The organism is Curtobacterium sp. BH-2-1-1 (genome assembly GCF_001806325.1).
Classification (GTDB): domain Bacteria; phylum Actinomycetota; class Actinomycetes; order Actinomycetales; family Microbacteriaceae; genus Curtobacterium.
Genome location: NZ_CP017580.1, coordinates 1,803,608 through 1,817,906 on the forward strand (window position 1 = coordinate 1,803,608; position 14,299 = coordinate 1,817,906).

15 protein-coding genes and 1 pseudogene are annotated in these 14,299 nt (G+C 73.3%); 3 read left to right on the plus strand and 13 right to left on the minus strand.

The genetic code is table 11. The annotated features are described in order from the left end of the window. Nucleotide 1 precedes the first annotated feature (1 nt). The 4 genes from BJK06_RS18560 to BJK06_RS08565 all read right to left on the minus strand — a co-directional run bounded on the left by BJK06_RS18560 (nucleotide 2) and on the right by BJK06_RS08565 (nucleotide 5,158). Nucleotides 2–2,839 (minus strand): ABC transporter permease, encoded by a 2,838-nt coding sequence (locus BJK06_RS18560; protein ID WP_070417541.1) that lies wholly within the window; start codon nucleotides 2,837–2,839, stop codon nucleotides 2–4. Next, on the minus strand, nucleotides 2,836–3,567 hold the full coding sequence (locus tag BJK06_RS08555) for an ABC transporter ATP-binding protein (protein ID WP_070417542.1): 732 nt from the start codon (nucleotides 3,565–3,567) through the stop codon (nucleotides 2,836–2,838). The genes BJK06_RS18560 and BJK06_RS08555 overlap by 4 nt, the downstream gene beginning before the upstream one ends. Continuing rightward, nucleotides 3,564–4,142, minus strand: a complete 579-nt coding sequence (locus BJK06_RS08560) for a PadR family transcriptional regulator (protein WP_070417543.1) — start codon at nucleotides 4,140–4,142, stop codon at nucleotides 3,564–3,566. Before BJK06_RS08560 ends, BJK06_RS08555 begins: the two co-directional genes overlap by 4 nt. Before the next feature lie 134 nt (nucleotides 4,143–4,276). Beyond that, complete coding sequence (locus BJK06_RS08565) at nucleotides 4,277–5,158, minus strand: aldo/keto reductase (RefSeq protein ID WP_070417544.1); 882 nt, start codon at nucleotides 5,156–5,158, stop codon at nucleotides 4,277–4,279. Between the two features lie 86 nt (nucleotides 5,159–5,244). Here BJK06_RS08565 and BJK06_RS08570 point away from each other — a divergent pair, with 86 nt between their 5' ends. Next, nucleotides 5,245–6,165 carry an endonuclease/exonuclease/phosphatase family protein gene (locus BJK06_RS08570; protein WP_156794813.1) on the plus strand — a complete coding sequence of 307 codons (921 nt, stop codon included), beginning with the start codon at nucleotides 5,245–5,247 and terminating at the stop codon, nucleotides 6,163–6,165. A gap of 121 nt (nucleotides 6,166–6,286) precedes the next feature. Here the strand turns inward: BJK06_RS08570 and BJK06_RS08575 are convergent, their stop codons facing one another. From BJK06_RS08575 to BJK06_RS08590, 4 genes are read right to left on the minus strand one after another with little or no spacing between them, the layout of a single operon-like run. Continuing rightward, the gene (locus BJK06_RS08575; RefSeq protein WP_070417546.1) at nucleotides 6,287–6,868 is read right to left on the minus strand and encodes a YdeI family protein; all 582 of its coding nucleotides are present in this window, start codon (nucleotides 6,866–6,868) and stop codon (nucleotides 6,287–6,289) included. A gap of 44 nt (nucleotides 6,869–6,912) precedes the next feature. Beyond that, nucleotides 6,913–8,451, minus strand: a complete 1,539-nt coding sequence (locus BJK06_RS08580; RefSeq protein ID WP_181015167.1) for an FAD-binding oxidoreductase — start codon at nucleotides 8,449–8,451, stop codon at nucleotides 6,913–6,915. After that, complete coding sequence (locus BJK06_RS18820; RefSeq protein WP_070417548.1) at nucleotides 8,448–8,684, minus strand: hypothetical protein; 237 nt, start codon at nucleotides 8,682–8,684, stop codon at nucleotides 8,448–8,450. Before BJK06_RS18820 ends, BJK06_RS08580 begins: the two co-directional genes overlap by 4 nt. Then, on the minus strand, nucleotides 8,681–9,268 hold the full coding sequence (locus tag BJK06_RS08590; RefSeq protein WP_070417549.1) for a thioesterase family protein: 588 nt from the start codon (nucleotides 9,266–9,268) through the stop codon (nucleotides 8,681–8,683). Before BJK06_RS08590 ends, BJK06_RS18820 begins: the two co-directional genes overlap by 4 nt. A gap of 130 nt (nucleotides 9,269–9,398) precedes the next feature. Here BJK06_RS08590 and BJK06_RS08595 point away from each other — a divergent pair, with 130 nt between their 5' ends. Continuing rightward, the gene (locus BJK06_RS08595; protein WP_070417550.1) at nucleotides 9,399–10,385 is read left to right on the plus strand and encodes an aldo/keto reductase; all 987 of its coding nucleotides are present in this window, start codon (nucleotides 9,399–9,401) and stop codon (nucleotides 10,383–10,385) included. Nucleotides 10,386–10,606: 221 nt separating this feature from the next. Here the strand turns inward: BJK06_RS08595 and BJK06_RS19030 are convergent, their stop codons facing one another. From BJK06_RS19030 to BJK06_RS08610, 4 genes and pseudogenes are all read right to left on the minus strand, one after another. Further along, nucleotides 10,607–10,870, minus strand: a complete 264-nt coding sequence (locus tag BJK06_RS19030; RefSeq protein WP_070419330.1) for a hydroxyisourate hydrolase — start codon at nucleotides 10,868–10,870, stop codon at nucleotides 10,607–10,609. A 123-nt stretch (nucleotides 10,871–10,993) separates the two neighbouring features. After that, nucleotides 10,994–11,404, minus strand: a pseudogene (locus tag BJK06_RS19035) (2-oxo-4-hydroxy-4-carboxy-5-ureidoimidazoline decarboxylase); the annotation flags it as partial. 206 nt (nucleotides 11,405–11,610) lie between these two features. Further along, entirely contained in the window at nucleotides 11,611–12,093 is a 483-nt protein-coding gene (locus tag BJK06_RS08605; RefSeq protein ID WP_070417551.1) for an FBP domain-containing protein, read from the minus strand. Between the two features lie 180 nt (nucleotides 12,094–12,273). Next, nucleotides 12,274–13,005, minus strand: coding sequence for a class I SAM-dependent methyltransferase (locus BJK06_RS08610; protein ID WP_070417552.1), 732 nt, complete (start codon nucleotides 13,003–13,005; stop codon nucleotides 12,274–12,276). A gap of 38 nt (nucleotides 13,006–13,043) precedes the next feature. Between BJK06_RS08610 and BJK06_RS08615 the strand changes: the two genes are divergently transcribed. Continuing rightward, nucleotides 13,044–13,280: a hypothetical protein gene (locus tag BJK06_RS08615; RefSeq protein ID WP_070417553.1), complete on the plus strand. Its 237-nt coding sequence runs from the start codon at nucleotides 13,044–13,046 to the stop codon at nucleotides 13,278–13,280. A gap of 18 nt (nucleotides 13,281–13,298) precedes the next feature. On the opposite strand, the gene BJK06_RS08620 is transcribed toward BJK06_RS08615, so the two are convergent. Beyond that, on the minus strand, nucleotides 13,299–14,204 hold the full coding sequence (locus tag BJK06_RS08620; protein WP_070417554.1) for a helix-turn-helix transcriptional regulator: 906 nt from the start codon (nucleotides 14,202–14,204) through the stop codon (nucleotides 13,299–13,301). Nucleotides 14,205–14,299: the final 95 nt, after the last annotated feature.

The following is a 14,299-nucleotide window of genomic DNA, read 5'->3' on the forward strand; positions in this document are numbered from 1 at the left end:
GTCACGGTGTGCGCCGCAGTGCCACGCGGTGGCGGCGGCCCGCGAAGACCCACGTCCCCGCGGTGACGAGCAGCGGCAGCCCGAGCCCGAGGAGGGCGAGCACGGGCCAGTCCGCCACGAACGGCAGGTGCGTGGTGCCGGCTGGTCCCGCCGAGAAGCGGAGGGTGAGCGCCCGGATGGGCAGCAGCCCGAGCAGCGTGCCGATCACCGCACCGACGGTCGTCAGGATCGCGGCCTGCCACGCGGACACCCGGCGACGGAGCACGGGTGCCGCACCGACCGCGTCGAGGACCTCGTCGTCGCGTCGGCCGTCCGAGCGGGCCAGCCCGATGGCGACGGCGGTCGCGCCGATCGTCACCGCCGCGGCGAGGGCGAGGACGATCGCCTTGACGATGCCCTGCGCGTCGACCGGACCGGCCTCGTACTGGAAGTACGGGCCGCCCCACCGTTCGCGGTCCGCGCCGCCGAGGCTCTGCCACGCCGAGGTCAGCTCGTCGGACTGTGCCGGGGTCAGGTCCGCGGACTGCTCCGTGACGAGCATGCCGTCCACCGCCGGGACCCGGTACCGCTCGGCGGTCTCGCGGGTCATGAAGACGCCGACCTGGATGCGGGGGGTCTGCACGTCGAGCACCGCGGGGATCGTCGTCGTGGCGTCCGGACGGGTCTTGGCCGTGATCGCGGGGCTGTTCGACGTCTGGTCGCGGAACGCGTCGATCCGGACCTGGCCGTCGTGCGCGTACTCCGGCCACAGGGCGACGGCGCGGCCCGAGGTGAGCGCGTCGCGGACCTCGGCGGACGGACGGTGTCCGGTGAGGACCGCGTAGTCGTCCACCGTGCCGGTCCAGATCTTCGGCGCGGAGCTGTCCTGCGACTCCAGGTAGCGCGAGCACGACGTGGTGTCGTTCGCGCGGCAGTCCGTGCGTCCCCAGTCGTGCAGGAGCGAGACCGTCGACGGCTCGTCGGTCGGCACGCCGTCCACGACGCCGAGGACACGCACCCGGTCGTGGTCGAGGACACCGGAGACGATCTTCGCCGCCTTCGCCGTGACGGAGGCGTCGTAGCCGCCGTCGCTGCCGTCCTCGTTCGAGAGCCAGACGTCGGCCGTCGCGACGCCCACGGCGGTGCGGTACTCGTAGTCGCGGACGAACTGCGCGTGCTCGGACGCACTCCACGTGATCGCCACCGAGGCCACGAACACGACGCTCATCACGCTCGCGAGCACCGGCACGGTCCGCACCGGGTTGCGCCGGGCGTCGCGGGCGGCGATGCGGGCGGAGAGCCCGAGCCGCGTCGCGGTCCTGGAGACGAGGGCGAGCAGCCACGGCGACGACATCGCGACCCCGAGCTGCATGAGGCACGGGCCGATCGCGACGCCGGCGCCGACGATCCAGGCGAGGTGGTCCTGCTGCACCGGGCGGTCGTTGAGGAGCAGCACGCCGGCACCGCACGCCAGGGTCATCACGGTTCCCGCGACGACGAGCACGGGGGCCCAGATCCGGCGGCGGCGCTCGGCGCGCGGGTTCACCGCCGCGGGCCGGAGCGAGCCGCGCAGTGCGGCGAGGACGTTCACCCGCGTCGCCGCACGGGCCGCGACGAGCGCCGACACGAGCCCCGCGAGGACGGCGGCGGCACCGATCGACAGGACCAGGCCGACCGGGACGTGCAGCCCGGGCCACGAGCCCACGTTGCCGTTGTCGGCCAGGTGGAACGCGAGCACGCCGACACCGGTGCCGAGCGCGACCCCGAGGACGGCGCCGGTGAGCCCGAGCACCAGCCCGGAGCCGGCGACGATCGACCGGACGAAGCGTCGGTCCCCGCCGACGCTCGTGACGATCGCGTACGAGCGGATGTCCGCCCGGGTCCCGACGAGGAACGCGGCACCGGCGAGCAGGGCGACCTCGAACATCGCGAAGACGCCGAGCAGCGCCATCGCCCCGAGGAACCAGCCGATCGGGCTGCTGAGCCCGGCGCCGTGCAACCGCTCGTCGGGCGGGTCGAGCACGACGGGACGCGACTGCACCGTGATCCCGTGGGCGTTGAGCGCGCGGATCTCCGACCACGTCGGGGCGTCCGAGGCCAGGTACACGGTGACGTCGAACGGCGCCGCGGCCGTGCCGGTCGTCGGCTGCGTGGTGCCCCACGGCACGAAGACGCCCTGCGCACTCGGGTCGGACGCGGCGTCGCGCATGGTGCCCGTGATCGTGAAGCGCTTCGTCACCGGGTCGGTCAGGTCGACCGTGTCGCCGATCGACGCGCCGAGTCGCTCGAGCGTCGCCGGGGTGACCATGAGCTCGTCACGGCTGGTCGGTGCGGCGCCGTCGAGCACGTGCCAGTGCCCGTCGAGGACCCGCGACCAGACCGCTCCCTCGACCGCCTGGATCCCGATCGGCCCCTTCGGCCCGGTCAGCACGATCTGCGCCGAGGTGACCGGGATCGACACGGCACCGGCGGGCACGTGGTCGAGGACGTCGGCGAACCGGGCCTCGCCGTCGGACTCCGCGACCGGGCTGTCCTTCGCGGACTCGGTGTACTGCCACTGCACGGGGTCCTGCCGCATGCCCGGGAGGTCCGGGCCGACGACCTGCATCTGCGCTGCCGCGTGCCCGAGGTCGTACCGCAGGCTCTCCGCCTGGGTCGGCTGCGTCGACTGCACGACGACCGACACCGCGGCGAACCCGGCGGTCGGGATGCCGATGAGGGCGACGATCAGCGCCGCCCGCCCGGCCTTCGCGAACGCCAGCCGGCGGCCCAGCCGGAGCGCCGGTCGCAGCGCGAAGGGCGTGCGGCGGTCACGCCCCGAGCGGGCTCCGGCGTCGGCGCGTCGCCGACGCGCGTTCACGAGGCGGTCCGGTCCGTGAGCGCCATCTCGACGCCCGAGTACACGGTCTCGTCCACGACGCGGCCGTCGCGGAGGAACACGATCCGGTCCGCCCAGGCCGCGTGCCGGGCGTCGTGGGTCACGAGCAGCGCGCCCGCCCCGGAGTCGACGTGCCGGCGCAGCATGCGGAGCACGACCTCGCCGGTCTGCGAGTCGAGGGCACCGGTCGGCTCGTCGGCGAGGACCAGCCGGCGCTCGCCGACGACCCCGCGCGCGATCGCGACCCGCTGCTGCTGGCCACCGGACAGGTCGTCCGGGAAGGCGTCGGCGCGATGCCCGAGCTCGACGTTCTCGAGCGCGAGTTCGGCTGCGCGCCGGGCACGGCTCGCCTTCCAACCGTCGAGCTCGAGCGGCAGCGCCACGTTCTCGACCGCGGTCAGCGAGGGGATGAGGTTGAAGTCCTGGAACACGAACCCGACGAGACGCCGACGCAGGGCGGCGAGGTCCTTGGCCGGCCGGTCGGACACGAAGTCGCCGTCGATGACGACCTCGCCGCTGGTCGGCGGCAGGAGCGTGCCCGCGCAGGCGAGCAGCGTCGACTTGCCCGAGCCCGAGGTGCCCATCACGGCGACCATCTCGCCGCGGGCGATGCGCAGGTCGATGCCGGCGAGGGCGGTGACGGCCTTCGCGCCGGAGCCGTACTGCACGCTCACGGCGTCGAGCTCGAGGAGCGGGGCGGCGGCGTTCACCGGGCGCTCCGCACGGTGGCGTCGGACGACTCGGCAGCGGCCGTCGAGTCCGGTGTCGGGGACGGTCGGTAGCGCGCGACGCTCGACTCCACGTGGTCGAGCCAGCGGACGTCGGCCTCGGCCTGGAAGAGCATCGACTCGAGCACGAGCGACCAGGCCAGGTCGTCCGCCGGGTCCGAGGAGCGCTTCAGCCGGGTCAGGTCCTGCAGGTTCCGCACGGCGGCGGCGCGCTGGACCTGCACGAGGCGCGGCACGTCGACGCCGGGCACCGTCACCGCCAGGGCGAACTTGATCGCGAGCTCGTCACGACCGCGCTTCGGCGGGACCGGCTCGCTGAACCAGCGTGCGACCTCCTCGTGACCCGCGTCGGTCGCCGTGTAGACGACGTGTCCGTCGTCGTCGGCGTCACCGCGGGCCACGAGGCCGTCGCGTTCCAGGCGGTCGAGCGTCGTGTAGACCTGGCCGATGTTCAGCGGCCAGCTGCCCCCGGTCCGGTGCTCGAACTCCCCCCGGAGCTGGTACCCGTAGCCGGGCCCGGCCACCAGCAGTGCGAGTACGCCCATCCGTACGCTCATGACGTCTTCCCCCTCGTTCCGTCCGCCTTGGACATACCGAGTATGCACATACCGCGTATGCGAGCGCAACCCCGAGACGTACTGGAGGCGCGGTGCCAGCTGGCACCGCGCCTCCCGTCCGTCACCGTGTCGCGTCAGTGACCCAGCTTCGACAGCTCCTCGAACTCGTCGTCGGTCAGCTCGACCGTCGCGCCCGCGAGGTTGTCCTCGAGGTGGGCGACGCTCGACGTGCCGGGGATCGGCAGCACCACGGGCGAGCGCTTCAGCAGCCAGGCCAGGGCGAGCTGAGCCGGGGTGGCGCCCTTGCGCTCGGCAATCTCGGTCAGCGGGGAGTCGCTGCCGGTGAGACCGCCGGTCGCGAGCGGGAACCACGGGATGAAGCCGATTCCCTGCTCGGTCGACCAGTCGAGGAGTTCCTCGGCGTCGCGCTTCTGCAGGTTGTACAGGTTCTGGACGGAGACGATCGTGGCGATCTCCTGCGCAGCCTTCACCTCGTCGACCGACACCTCGGACAGGCCGATGTGGCGGATCTTGCCCTCGTCCTGCAGCTTCTTCAGCTCGCCCACCTGGTCCTCGAGCGGGACCTTCGGGTCGATGCGGTGGAGCTGGAACAGGTCGATGCGCTCGAGGCCGAGGCGGCGGAGGCTCATCTCGGCCTCCTGGCGCAGGTACTCCGGGCGGCCGACGGGCGGCCACTCGTTCGGCCCGGTGCGGGTGAGGCCGGCCTTCGTCGCGATGACGATGTCGTCGCCGTAGGGGTGCAGCGCCTCGCGGAGCAGGTCCTCGGCGACGTAGGGGCCGTAGGAGTCGGCGGTGTCGAAGAAGTCCACGCCGAGCTCGACGGCGCGCTTGAGGACGCGGATCGCCTCGTCGTGGTCCTTCGGGGGTCCCCAGACGCCGGGGCCGGTGAGCTGCATGGTGCCGTAGCCGAGGCGGTGGACCTCGAGGTCACCACCGATGCGGAAGGTGCCGGAGGCGGCGGCCGGACGGTTCGTGGTGTCGGTGCCAGTGGTCATGTCCCCGGTCTACGCCTGCTTCGTTGCAGGTCTGGTGAACCGGTGTCCCCCGGGATCTGTCAGAAGCGGTTCCTATGCTCCTCGGCGTGCCCCTCCGCTCCCGCAGACGGAGTCCCGGCCGCTCGTTCGTCATCGGTGTCGTCGGGATCGCGTTGCTCGCCGGGATCGTCCTCCTCCTCGTCCCCGCCGTCCTGGGCGTCCTCGGGAGCTCGGGGTCCGTGATCGGCTCGCTGCTGCCGTGGCTCGCACTCCTGCTCGTCCCCGTCGCCGGTGCGGCACTCGGCACCCGGTCGAAGCGGCTCGCCGTGCTGTCCCTCGCCTTCGCCGCCGCCTGGGCCGTCGCGGTCCTGCCCGGCGTGCTCGCTCCCGGCATCTCGGGGTCGCCGCAGTTGACGGTCGTCACCGAGAACATCGAGGCCGCCAACCCCGACCCGGCCGCCACCGCGAGGTCGATCGCGGCGCGTGACCCGGACGTCATCGCGCTCGAGGAGCTCACCCAGACCTCGGGCACGGCGGTCGCGGGCGTCCTCGACGAGCGGTACCCGCACCACTACCGCGTCGGGTCGATCGGGGTGTGGAGCCGGACGACCCTGCGCGACGGCGAACCCCTCACGCTCGGCCTGGGCTGGGCCCGGGCGCTCCGGGTGACGGTCGACACCGGGGTCGGCGACGTCCGGCTGTACGTCGTGCACATGGACTCACTGCGGTTGGGCGGGGAGGACGGTCGGCCGCGGATGCTGGCGTCGCTCACCGAGGCGGTCCGCGACGACGAATCGGAGCGGCTCGTCGTCGCCGGGGACTTCAACGGCGGTGCGGCCGACCCGGAGATGCTCCCGCTGACCCGGATGCTCGACGAGGGCGGCGGGTTCGGGGCGACCTGGCCGGCGCAGTTGCCCGTCGTGCGGATCGACCACGTGTTCACCCGGGGGCTCGGGACGACGTCGACCGAGGTCCTGCCCGCGAACGGCAGCGACCACCGGGGCGTGCTCGTCGGCCTGCGCCGCTGACGGCGGGCGCGGGCGCCGTCGTCGGTGCGTTCGCGGTCGCCGGTGCGTCGAACCACGTTTCCGACGTCGAACCAGCCCGCGCGCCTGGTTCGACGTCGTCTTCGTGGTTCGACAGGGGCCGTCAGGGCTTCCGCGGGTACGGGGTCTCGCCCCGCTCGAGCCCGCCGACGAGCTTCGCGAGCCGGTTCTCCCGCGCCGTCGCACTCGGCGCGGTCGTGATCCGGTGGAGCACCGCGTACCGGTTCGTGGCGTCGAGTTCGGCGAACAGCGCTGCGGCCGCGGGAGCGGCGTCGAGCGCTGCCTGCAGGTCGTCGGGCACGGTGGCCGTCGCGGCACCGGCGTAGGCGCGGTCCCACCGGCCATCGCCCTTCGCGCGTTCGACCTCGGCCCGGCCCCGGTCGCGCATGCGCCCCGCGGACTCGAGGGTGGCGACGAGTCCGATGTTCCGCTGCGACCAGATCGACGCCTTGCGCCGCGGGGTGAACCGCTGGCGGAAGGTCGCGGTGTCCCGCCCGCGCTTCTGGCCGTCGATCCACCCGGAGCAGAGCGCTTCGTCGAGGGCCTGGTCGTAGGTCAGCGTCGTCGGCTCCGTGGTGCCCTTCTTCGCGAGGACGAGCCACACGCCGTCGGGGTCGTCCTCGTGCGCGTCGAGCCAGGCGCGCCAGGCAGCGGCGTCGGGGAGTACCAGGTCGTCCGCGTCCATGCGGTCATCGTAGGGCGGCCCACCGGCGTCCGGAGGGCCACCGCTCACACCCAGTTCGGCTGCGCCAGCACCCCGTCCGGGTCCACCTGCTCGGCGATCCGGTGCAGCCGCGAGGTGTTCACGTCGAAGTAGTCCGCCGGGTCCGTGATAGCCGCGTCGCAGTAGTTCGCGTACGCCGCGTCACCCCACGCCGGCCGCATCGCCTTGCGGAACCCCCGGACGTAGGCGTCGAAGGGTGCCGGGTCCGATCCGTCCGCGAACACGGCGGTGTACTGCACGGTCATGAGCGCCGACCGCCACGGGAACGCGGTGTCGGTCCGTCCGACGTCGGAGACGACACCGCCGAGGGCGTCGAGCGCGACCCCGCCCTCGAGGTTCCCCGCCACGTCGCCGGCCGCCTCGGCGTGGGCGACGAGCACGTCGATCTGGTCCTCGGACAGTTTCACCGATCCGATCGAGGACGTCGCCGCCTCGGAGACCCGCTGTGGCTTCCCCGCCAACGCGGACATCGCGGCACCGTAGGTGAGCTGTCGCGCGGTGTGGGCGAGCGGCTTCGCTCCGGTGGCGGCGATGAAACCGTCGACGGTGGTGTCGGCGCCGGTCTTCGAACCCGTCCACACACCCGTCACAGTGACCGTCGGGGCGGTGTGTCGGCTCCCGTTCAGCAGCTTGAGGGTCGACCACAGCTCCGGGTCGGCGGTGGGCGCCCAGTCCTGCCAGGCGCGCACGACCGCCGCGGCGGCCGACCACGCGAAGGTGATCGAGAAGAGCAGGACGCCGGGCGCGGCCTGGGTCCGGTACGTCAGTGCCGTCACGACGCCGACGGTCCCACCGCCCCCGCCGCGGCAGGCCCAGAACAGGTCGGGGTCGGCGGTCGCGGAGACCTCGTGCACGGTGCCGTCCGGCGTGACGACGGTCGCACCGGTGAGCTGGTCGCACGTCAGCCCGAAGGAGCGGACGAGCACACCGACCCCGCCGCCGAGCGTCAGGCCGCCGATCCCGACCGTGGGGCAGGACCCGGCGCCGATCGCCCGTCCGGCGGCGGCGAGCGTGGCGTAGACGTCGCCGAGCTGCGCACCGGGACCGATCGTCACGGTGCCGTCGTCGTGCACGTCGATGCCGTCGAGGTCCTGCGTGCTGATCACCAGCGACCGCGGGACGTCGGTGCCGCTCGCACCGCCCGCCGACCAGCCCGTGTACGAGTGCCCGCCGGAACGGAGCGCCACCGGTGTGTTCGTGTTCCGGGCGAAGGCCAGCCCGGCCTGGACGTCCGCGGTGCCGGCCGCGCGCAGGATGCCCTGCGGGTCGGCGTCGTCGTACCGGGGGTTCTCGACGAGCCGGGCGCTGTTCCACCCGTTCGACCCCGAGCGCAGCAGCCGTCCGGAGACCGCGGCGGCGAGGGCGTCCCACGAGTCGGGGCCGCCCGGTGTCGGTGACGCGGTCGGGGTCCCGGTGGGCTCGGGCGTCCTCGTGGCCGACGGGGACGGGGACGGCGCCGGTCGGCTGCACGCGGCTAGCACCCCGGCGATCCCGAGTCCGACTCCCCCGGCGAGCACCGCACGCCTGGTGGCGGGACGGGTCACGGTCCGGAGACCCCACCGCCGGCGCCGGTGACACCCGGGTGCGCGGCCTTCGACAGCCCCTCGGTCACCGAGTGCGCGGCCTCGGCGTCCGCTCGCGCCTGCGCCCCGAGCCGCGGGTCGGCCGGTCCGAGGTGCGCGAGGCGCTTCGCTCGTCGGTGGTTCTGCACCTCGAGCACGGTGATGACGGCGGCGATCAGCACCGCGACGCCGATCACGATCCACACGATGGTCATGACGTCCCCTCTCGTCCCGGGGTCTCGGACCCCGTGCCCGCGAGCGTACCCGAGCTGCTGATCCGGGTGGCCCCGGCCCACTCGTGCACCCACTCCGGCACCGACAGGTCCCGGTCGGTCGCGCCCGCGGCCTCGAGCAGTTCCGACGGGGACACCGTCCCGCCGGTGCGCAGCAGGAACCGTGCCTGCACCACGGCCCGTGCCACCACGGTCCCGCGGCGGACGAACGTCTGCTCCAGGTAGGCCGCGCGGTCGTCCATCCCGAGCACGCGGGTCACGAGTTCGAACCGCTGGCCGAGCGTCAACGACCGCTTGTAGGTGATCGTCTGCGCCGACACGACCGGGTACCAGCCGCGCTCGGCGATCGCGCCCCAGAACCCCGAGCGCAGCATGAGGTCGAGCCGCCCGAGGTCGAGCATCGACAGGTACTTCCCGTTGTTCACGTGCCGCAGCGGGTCGAGGTCGGTCAGGGTCACCCGGAACGGCGTGCGGACCTCGTCCCAGAGCGTCGGTCGCCGTCCGCCGATCGCGGGGTGGAGCCGGACGCGCAACTGGAGCAGGAACAGCCGGAAGTACAGGTTCACGCCACGATCACACCAGGGTCGGGCCACGAACGCGCGGAACCTTGGAGGAACCGCACGAACCGGCATTCCCGGCTGACGGGTCCGGTCAGTGCCTCCCTCCAACCGAGGGACCCGGAGTAGACCTGCACCCATGCAGACACGCAAGCTCGCAGACCTCGAGGTCGGCCCCGTCGGCCTCGGCACCATGGGCATGAGCGCCTTCTACACGGGCGCCGGCACCGACGACGACGAGTCGATCCGCACCATCCACCGCGCGATCGACCTCGGCGTCACCCTGTTCGACACCGCCGAGGCGTACGGCCCCTACACGAACGAGGACCTGCTCCGCCGGGCCCTCGGAGACCGCCGCGACGACGTCGTCATCGCGACGAAGTTCGGACTCATCACGCACACCGCCGGCGAGGAGACGCCCGCCACGGGCCGCGGCATCAGCTCCGCACCGGAGTCCGTGCGCGAGGCGCTCGAGGGCTCGCTCCGCCGCCTCGGCACCGACCACATCGACCTGTACTACCAGCACCGCGTCGACCCGGCCGTCCCGATCGAGGACGTCATCGGGCAGCTCGCCGGCTTCGTGCAGGAGGGCAAGATCCGCCACATCGGGCTCTCCGAGGCGAGCGCCGCGACGATCCGGAAGGCCCACGCGGTCCACCCGATCACGGCACTGCAGAGCGAGTACTCGCTGTGGACCCGGGACCCCGAGGGCGACGTGCTCGACACCGTCCGCGAGCTCGGCATCGGCCTCGTGCCGTACTCGCCGCTCGGCCGCGGGTTCCTGACGGGAGCGATCACGAAGCCGTCCGACCTGGACGCCGACGACTTCCGCCTGGCGAACCCGCGCTTCCAGGAGGAGGCCTTCGCCGAGAACATGCGCATCGTCGACGCCGTCAAGGAGATCGCGACCGAGGCCGGCGGGACCCCGGCGCAGGTGGCGCTGGCGTGGCTGCTCGCGCAGGGCGACGACGTCGTGCCGATCCCCGGCACGAAGCGGGTCTCGCGACTCGAGGAGAACGTCGGCGCAGCCGACCTCACCCTGACCGCGGACCAGATCGCGCGCCTGTCGGCGCTGCCGGTGCCGACGGGTGACCGCTACCCCGACATGTCGACCATCGGTCGGTAGACGCGACCGGATGACGGCCTGGAGGCGCGGTGCCAGCTGGCACCGCGCCTCCAGGCCGTCTCGGCGTGCGTCCCGGGCGTCGGTCCGGTGACGGACGCGTCCCACGCCCGTCATCCCGGCCCGGCGAGCGGGCGGAACATGCGCCGTTCGCCATCGGAGCCGTGCGTATTTCGCCCGCTCGCGGGCTGCGGGATGGGAAACATGCCCCGCGCGGCATGGGATCAGCTGCCTCGGTAGGTGCTGTAGGCGAACGGGCTGAGCAGGAGCGGCACGTGGAGGTGCTCGGTCCCGCCGACGGTGAAGGCCACGACGACGAACGGGTGGAACGTCGGTCCGCCGGCGGCGCGGTGGTACGCGCCCGTGTCGAAGCGCAGCTGGAGGTCGCCTCGCGGCAGGACGTCCGGCCCGAGGGCAGCGCGTCCGTCGGTGTCGGTCGTGCCGGTCGCGAGGACGTCGCCGTCGACGGTGCTCAGCACGAGGCCCATCCCCGCGGCGGGTGTGCCCCGGGTCGCGTCGAGGACGTGCGTGGTCAGCTGGGCGACGGCGAAGGTCGCGCGGATGCGGTGCAGTGCGATGTCCGCGAGGGCACCGGCGGCCTCGGCGACCTCCACGTCGGGATCGTTGCCGAGCCGCCGTCGGAGTTCGGCGAGGAGCTCCTCGGGCGTCCGGCCGGCGGCGCGCACGAGGAACACCCGGCCGAACCGCCGCTCGTACTCGACGTTCCCCGCGGCGATCGCCCGGGCGACGTCGCCGTCCGCGGTGCGCATGGCCGACTGCTCCCGGGTCGACGAGGCATCGCCGCCCCGCTCACCGATCCGCGGGTGCTGCGCGAGGGCGGCGTCGAGCTCGGCGGCGCCCCACCCCCGGGCCTCGGCGGCGGCACGCGCCAGGAGCGCGGCGACGGAGCCGTACGGTCGTCCGGCGGCGAGTGCGTCGGCCCAGGCCGGGACGGCCGCCCACCCGGTGGCCGTGGCGACCGCGTCGGCGACGGTCGCGTCGTCGAGATCGCCGATGTCCATGCCGCCACGCTACGGAACGCCCGTTTCACGGGAGTTACGCCGTGGTTACCCGCGCGAGGTGGCCGACGGTCCCGGAACGGTCGCCGCTGTGGGACGGGAGGCGCGGGTCGGGCCCGCACCGCGCCTCCCGAACCGCAGGTGCGCACCTCGACGACGTCTGCGCGCGCTGCACGCTGCGCACTCGTCGTCCGCGTGCGTGGTCGCGACTAGACCTCCGCGGCGAAGGACGCCGCGCGGAGCTGCAGGTCCTCGATCCGCTGCAGTCGTGCGGCCTCGACGTCGTAGCCCTCGTACGCGAGCGGCGGCGTCCGCCGGACGTTGCGCGAGCACTGGAAGTCCTGGCAGACGAGCGTGCCGACGGTGTTGCCGTTGCGACCCGCCTTGCCGGACCGCTTCGCGCTGTAGAACACGACGTCGTTCGGGAGCTTCACGTCCTGGCACCACGAGCACTGCGCCCGGGCACGGGGCGAGGCCTCGGCCTGCCGGAACAGGATGCCGACGAGGTCGCCCTCGAGGGTCGGCACGACGGCGTACGCGCGCCGGGCGAGCTTCGGGTCGCGCCAGCCGAGGTAGTCGAGCGCGTCCCAGTCGACGTTCTCGAGGTCGGCGGGCAGCGTGAGGTCGCCGGTCTCCTTGCGGGAGGCGTTGACGAAGGACGTGCGGATGGTCTTCTCGCTGATGGGCAGCATGGTGGTTCGCTCTCGGACGGGCCCGGGGCACGCGGACGCATGCCGCACCGGGCGGAGGGTTCAGGGTTCGATGACGGCGGCCGCACCGAACGGTGCGACCGGGGGCATCACGCCCTGATGTCGGCGAAACGGGCGCCGACCACCTCCTGGAAGCTCACCCGACCAGCCTACGTCGACGTGTCAAGCCGGGCGCGGCCGCGCGGTGAGGAGGACGAGCAAGCCCTCGAACGTCGGCTGCGTGCGGAGCGCGCCGTGGGCTCGGTCCCACTCGCCGGACTCGAGGGCCGTGCGGAGCGCGGCGACGGACCGCCGCGCGGTCATCTCGTCGACGGAGCTCCACGCCGAGTCGGCCCGTCGTGCGCCCGGGTCGAGGAGGCGTTCCGGCCGCGCGTAGTACGCCTCGGAGAACCCGTCGACGCACGTGAACGGGATCGGCAGACGCGTGGTCGTCACCGCGTCGTCGGCGAGGGCCGCCGCGATCCGGGCGAGCGCGGGGTACCGCCGGGCCTCGGTCGCCATGACCTCGGGGGCGTACTCGGCGAGCCAGAAGTCCTCGACACGGTCGGGGTCGCACGTCAGGATCACGATCGGGCCCCGCGTCACCCGGCGCAGCTCGGCCAGCCCACGCTCGAGGTCGCCCCACTCGTGCACGGAGAAGGTCGTCATCGCGGCGTCGAACGTGTCGTCGGCGAACGGCAGGTCCTCGGCGGTGGCGTCGATCGAGGTCACCTCGCGGTCGGTGGGCTCGTAGGACCCGGCGCCGGCGCCCACGTCGAGGACCGTCCGAGCGTCACCGAGGGCCTTCGCGATCGCCCGGGCGAAGGACGGCTCCGGCCGACGGTACTTCCGGTGGTCCTGACCGATGCGGGCGGAGTCGGCGTCCCCCGCTGAACCGTCCGTCGTCCTCGTCACGGCCCCAGCCTACGGACCGGGCCTGTTACGGTCGGGCCATGGTATCCGGGGGATTCGCCGTCGTCAGTGTCCTGTACATCGCGTTCGTCGTGGCGCTCGCCGTGCTGACGGTCGCGCTCATCGTGCTCGTGTTCGCCGCGATCCGCGTGCTGCGGCTGTCCGCGACGGAGCGGCAGCTGCGCATCGAGCGGCTGCGGTACGACGCCGCCGTCGGCGGCATCGACGACCACGGTGCCGGCCCGGACGAGACAGGTCCCGCGACCCCGACCGCCTGACCGTCGACGCGCGGGGGGTCAGTCGACCGACTCGGTCTCCGACTCACGCAGCGCCGCGTAGTGCTCGGCACGCTCGGTCGCAGCCCACGACCCGAGGAGCGCCAGGGACCGCTCGGACTCGCTGCCGGGCTCGGCCGAGTACGAGAACATCACCAGGCCCGGGTCCGCGACGAGTTCCAGCGCCTCGTAGTCGAGCCGGAGCTCACCGACGATGGGGTGCACGAGCCGCTTCTTGCCGGTGCGGTGCATCCGGACGTCGTGGGCGGCCCACCACGTGCGGAACTCCTCGCTCCGGGTCGACAGCTCACCGACGAGGGTCACGAGTCCGGGCTCGCACGGGTTCGAGACCGCGGCCGCACGGAGGATCGCCACCGCGTCCCGAGCGGTCTGCGCCCAGTCCGCGAAGAACTCCTTCGCCGCGGGGTCGAGGAACGTGAAGCGCGCGGTGTTCACCGGACGACCGGGGCCCGCGAACATCGGCGCGTACAGCGCGCGACCGAGCTCGTTCGTCGCGACCACGTCACCACGCTCGTTCCGCACCCAGGCGGGCGCTCCCGTGATCGAGTCGAGCAGCCGCTGCACACCGGGGCGCACGCGGGTCGGGACGTTGCGGTGCATCACCTTCACGCCGGCGTTCGCCAGGCGGGCGAGGTCCCACAGGTGCACGCGCTCGTCCTCGTCGAGCTGCAGCGCACCGGCGAGCCCCTCGAGCACGCTGTCCGAGACGCCCTTGAGCGAACCCCGCTCGAGCCGCGTGTAGTAGTCCACGCTGACGCCGGCGAGCATGGCGACCTCGTGCCGACGCAGTCCCGGCACCCGTCGGACACCGCCGCCGAACGACGGCATGCCGACCTGCTCGGGAGTGAGCCGCGCCCGCCTCGAGGACAGGAAGTCGCGGATCTCGTTGCGCACGTCGATACCCATGCGACGAGCGTACGTCCCGTGGCTGGTACCGCGGCAGGCCCTGCCCGTACCCGGGACGGGACGAGACGGACGGGAGGCGCGGGGCGGGTCCGCAC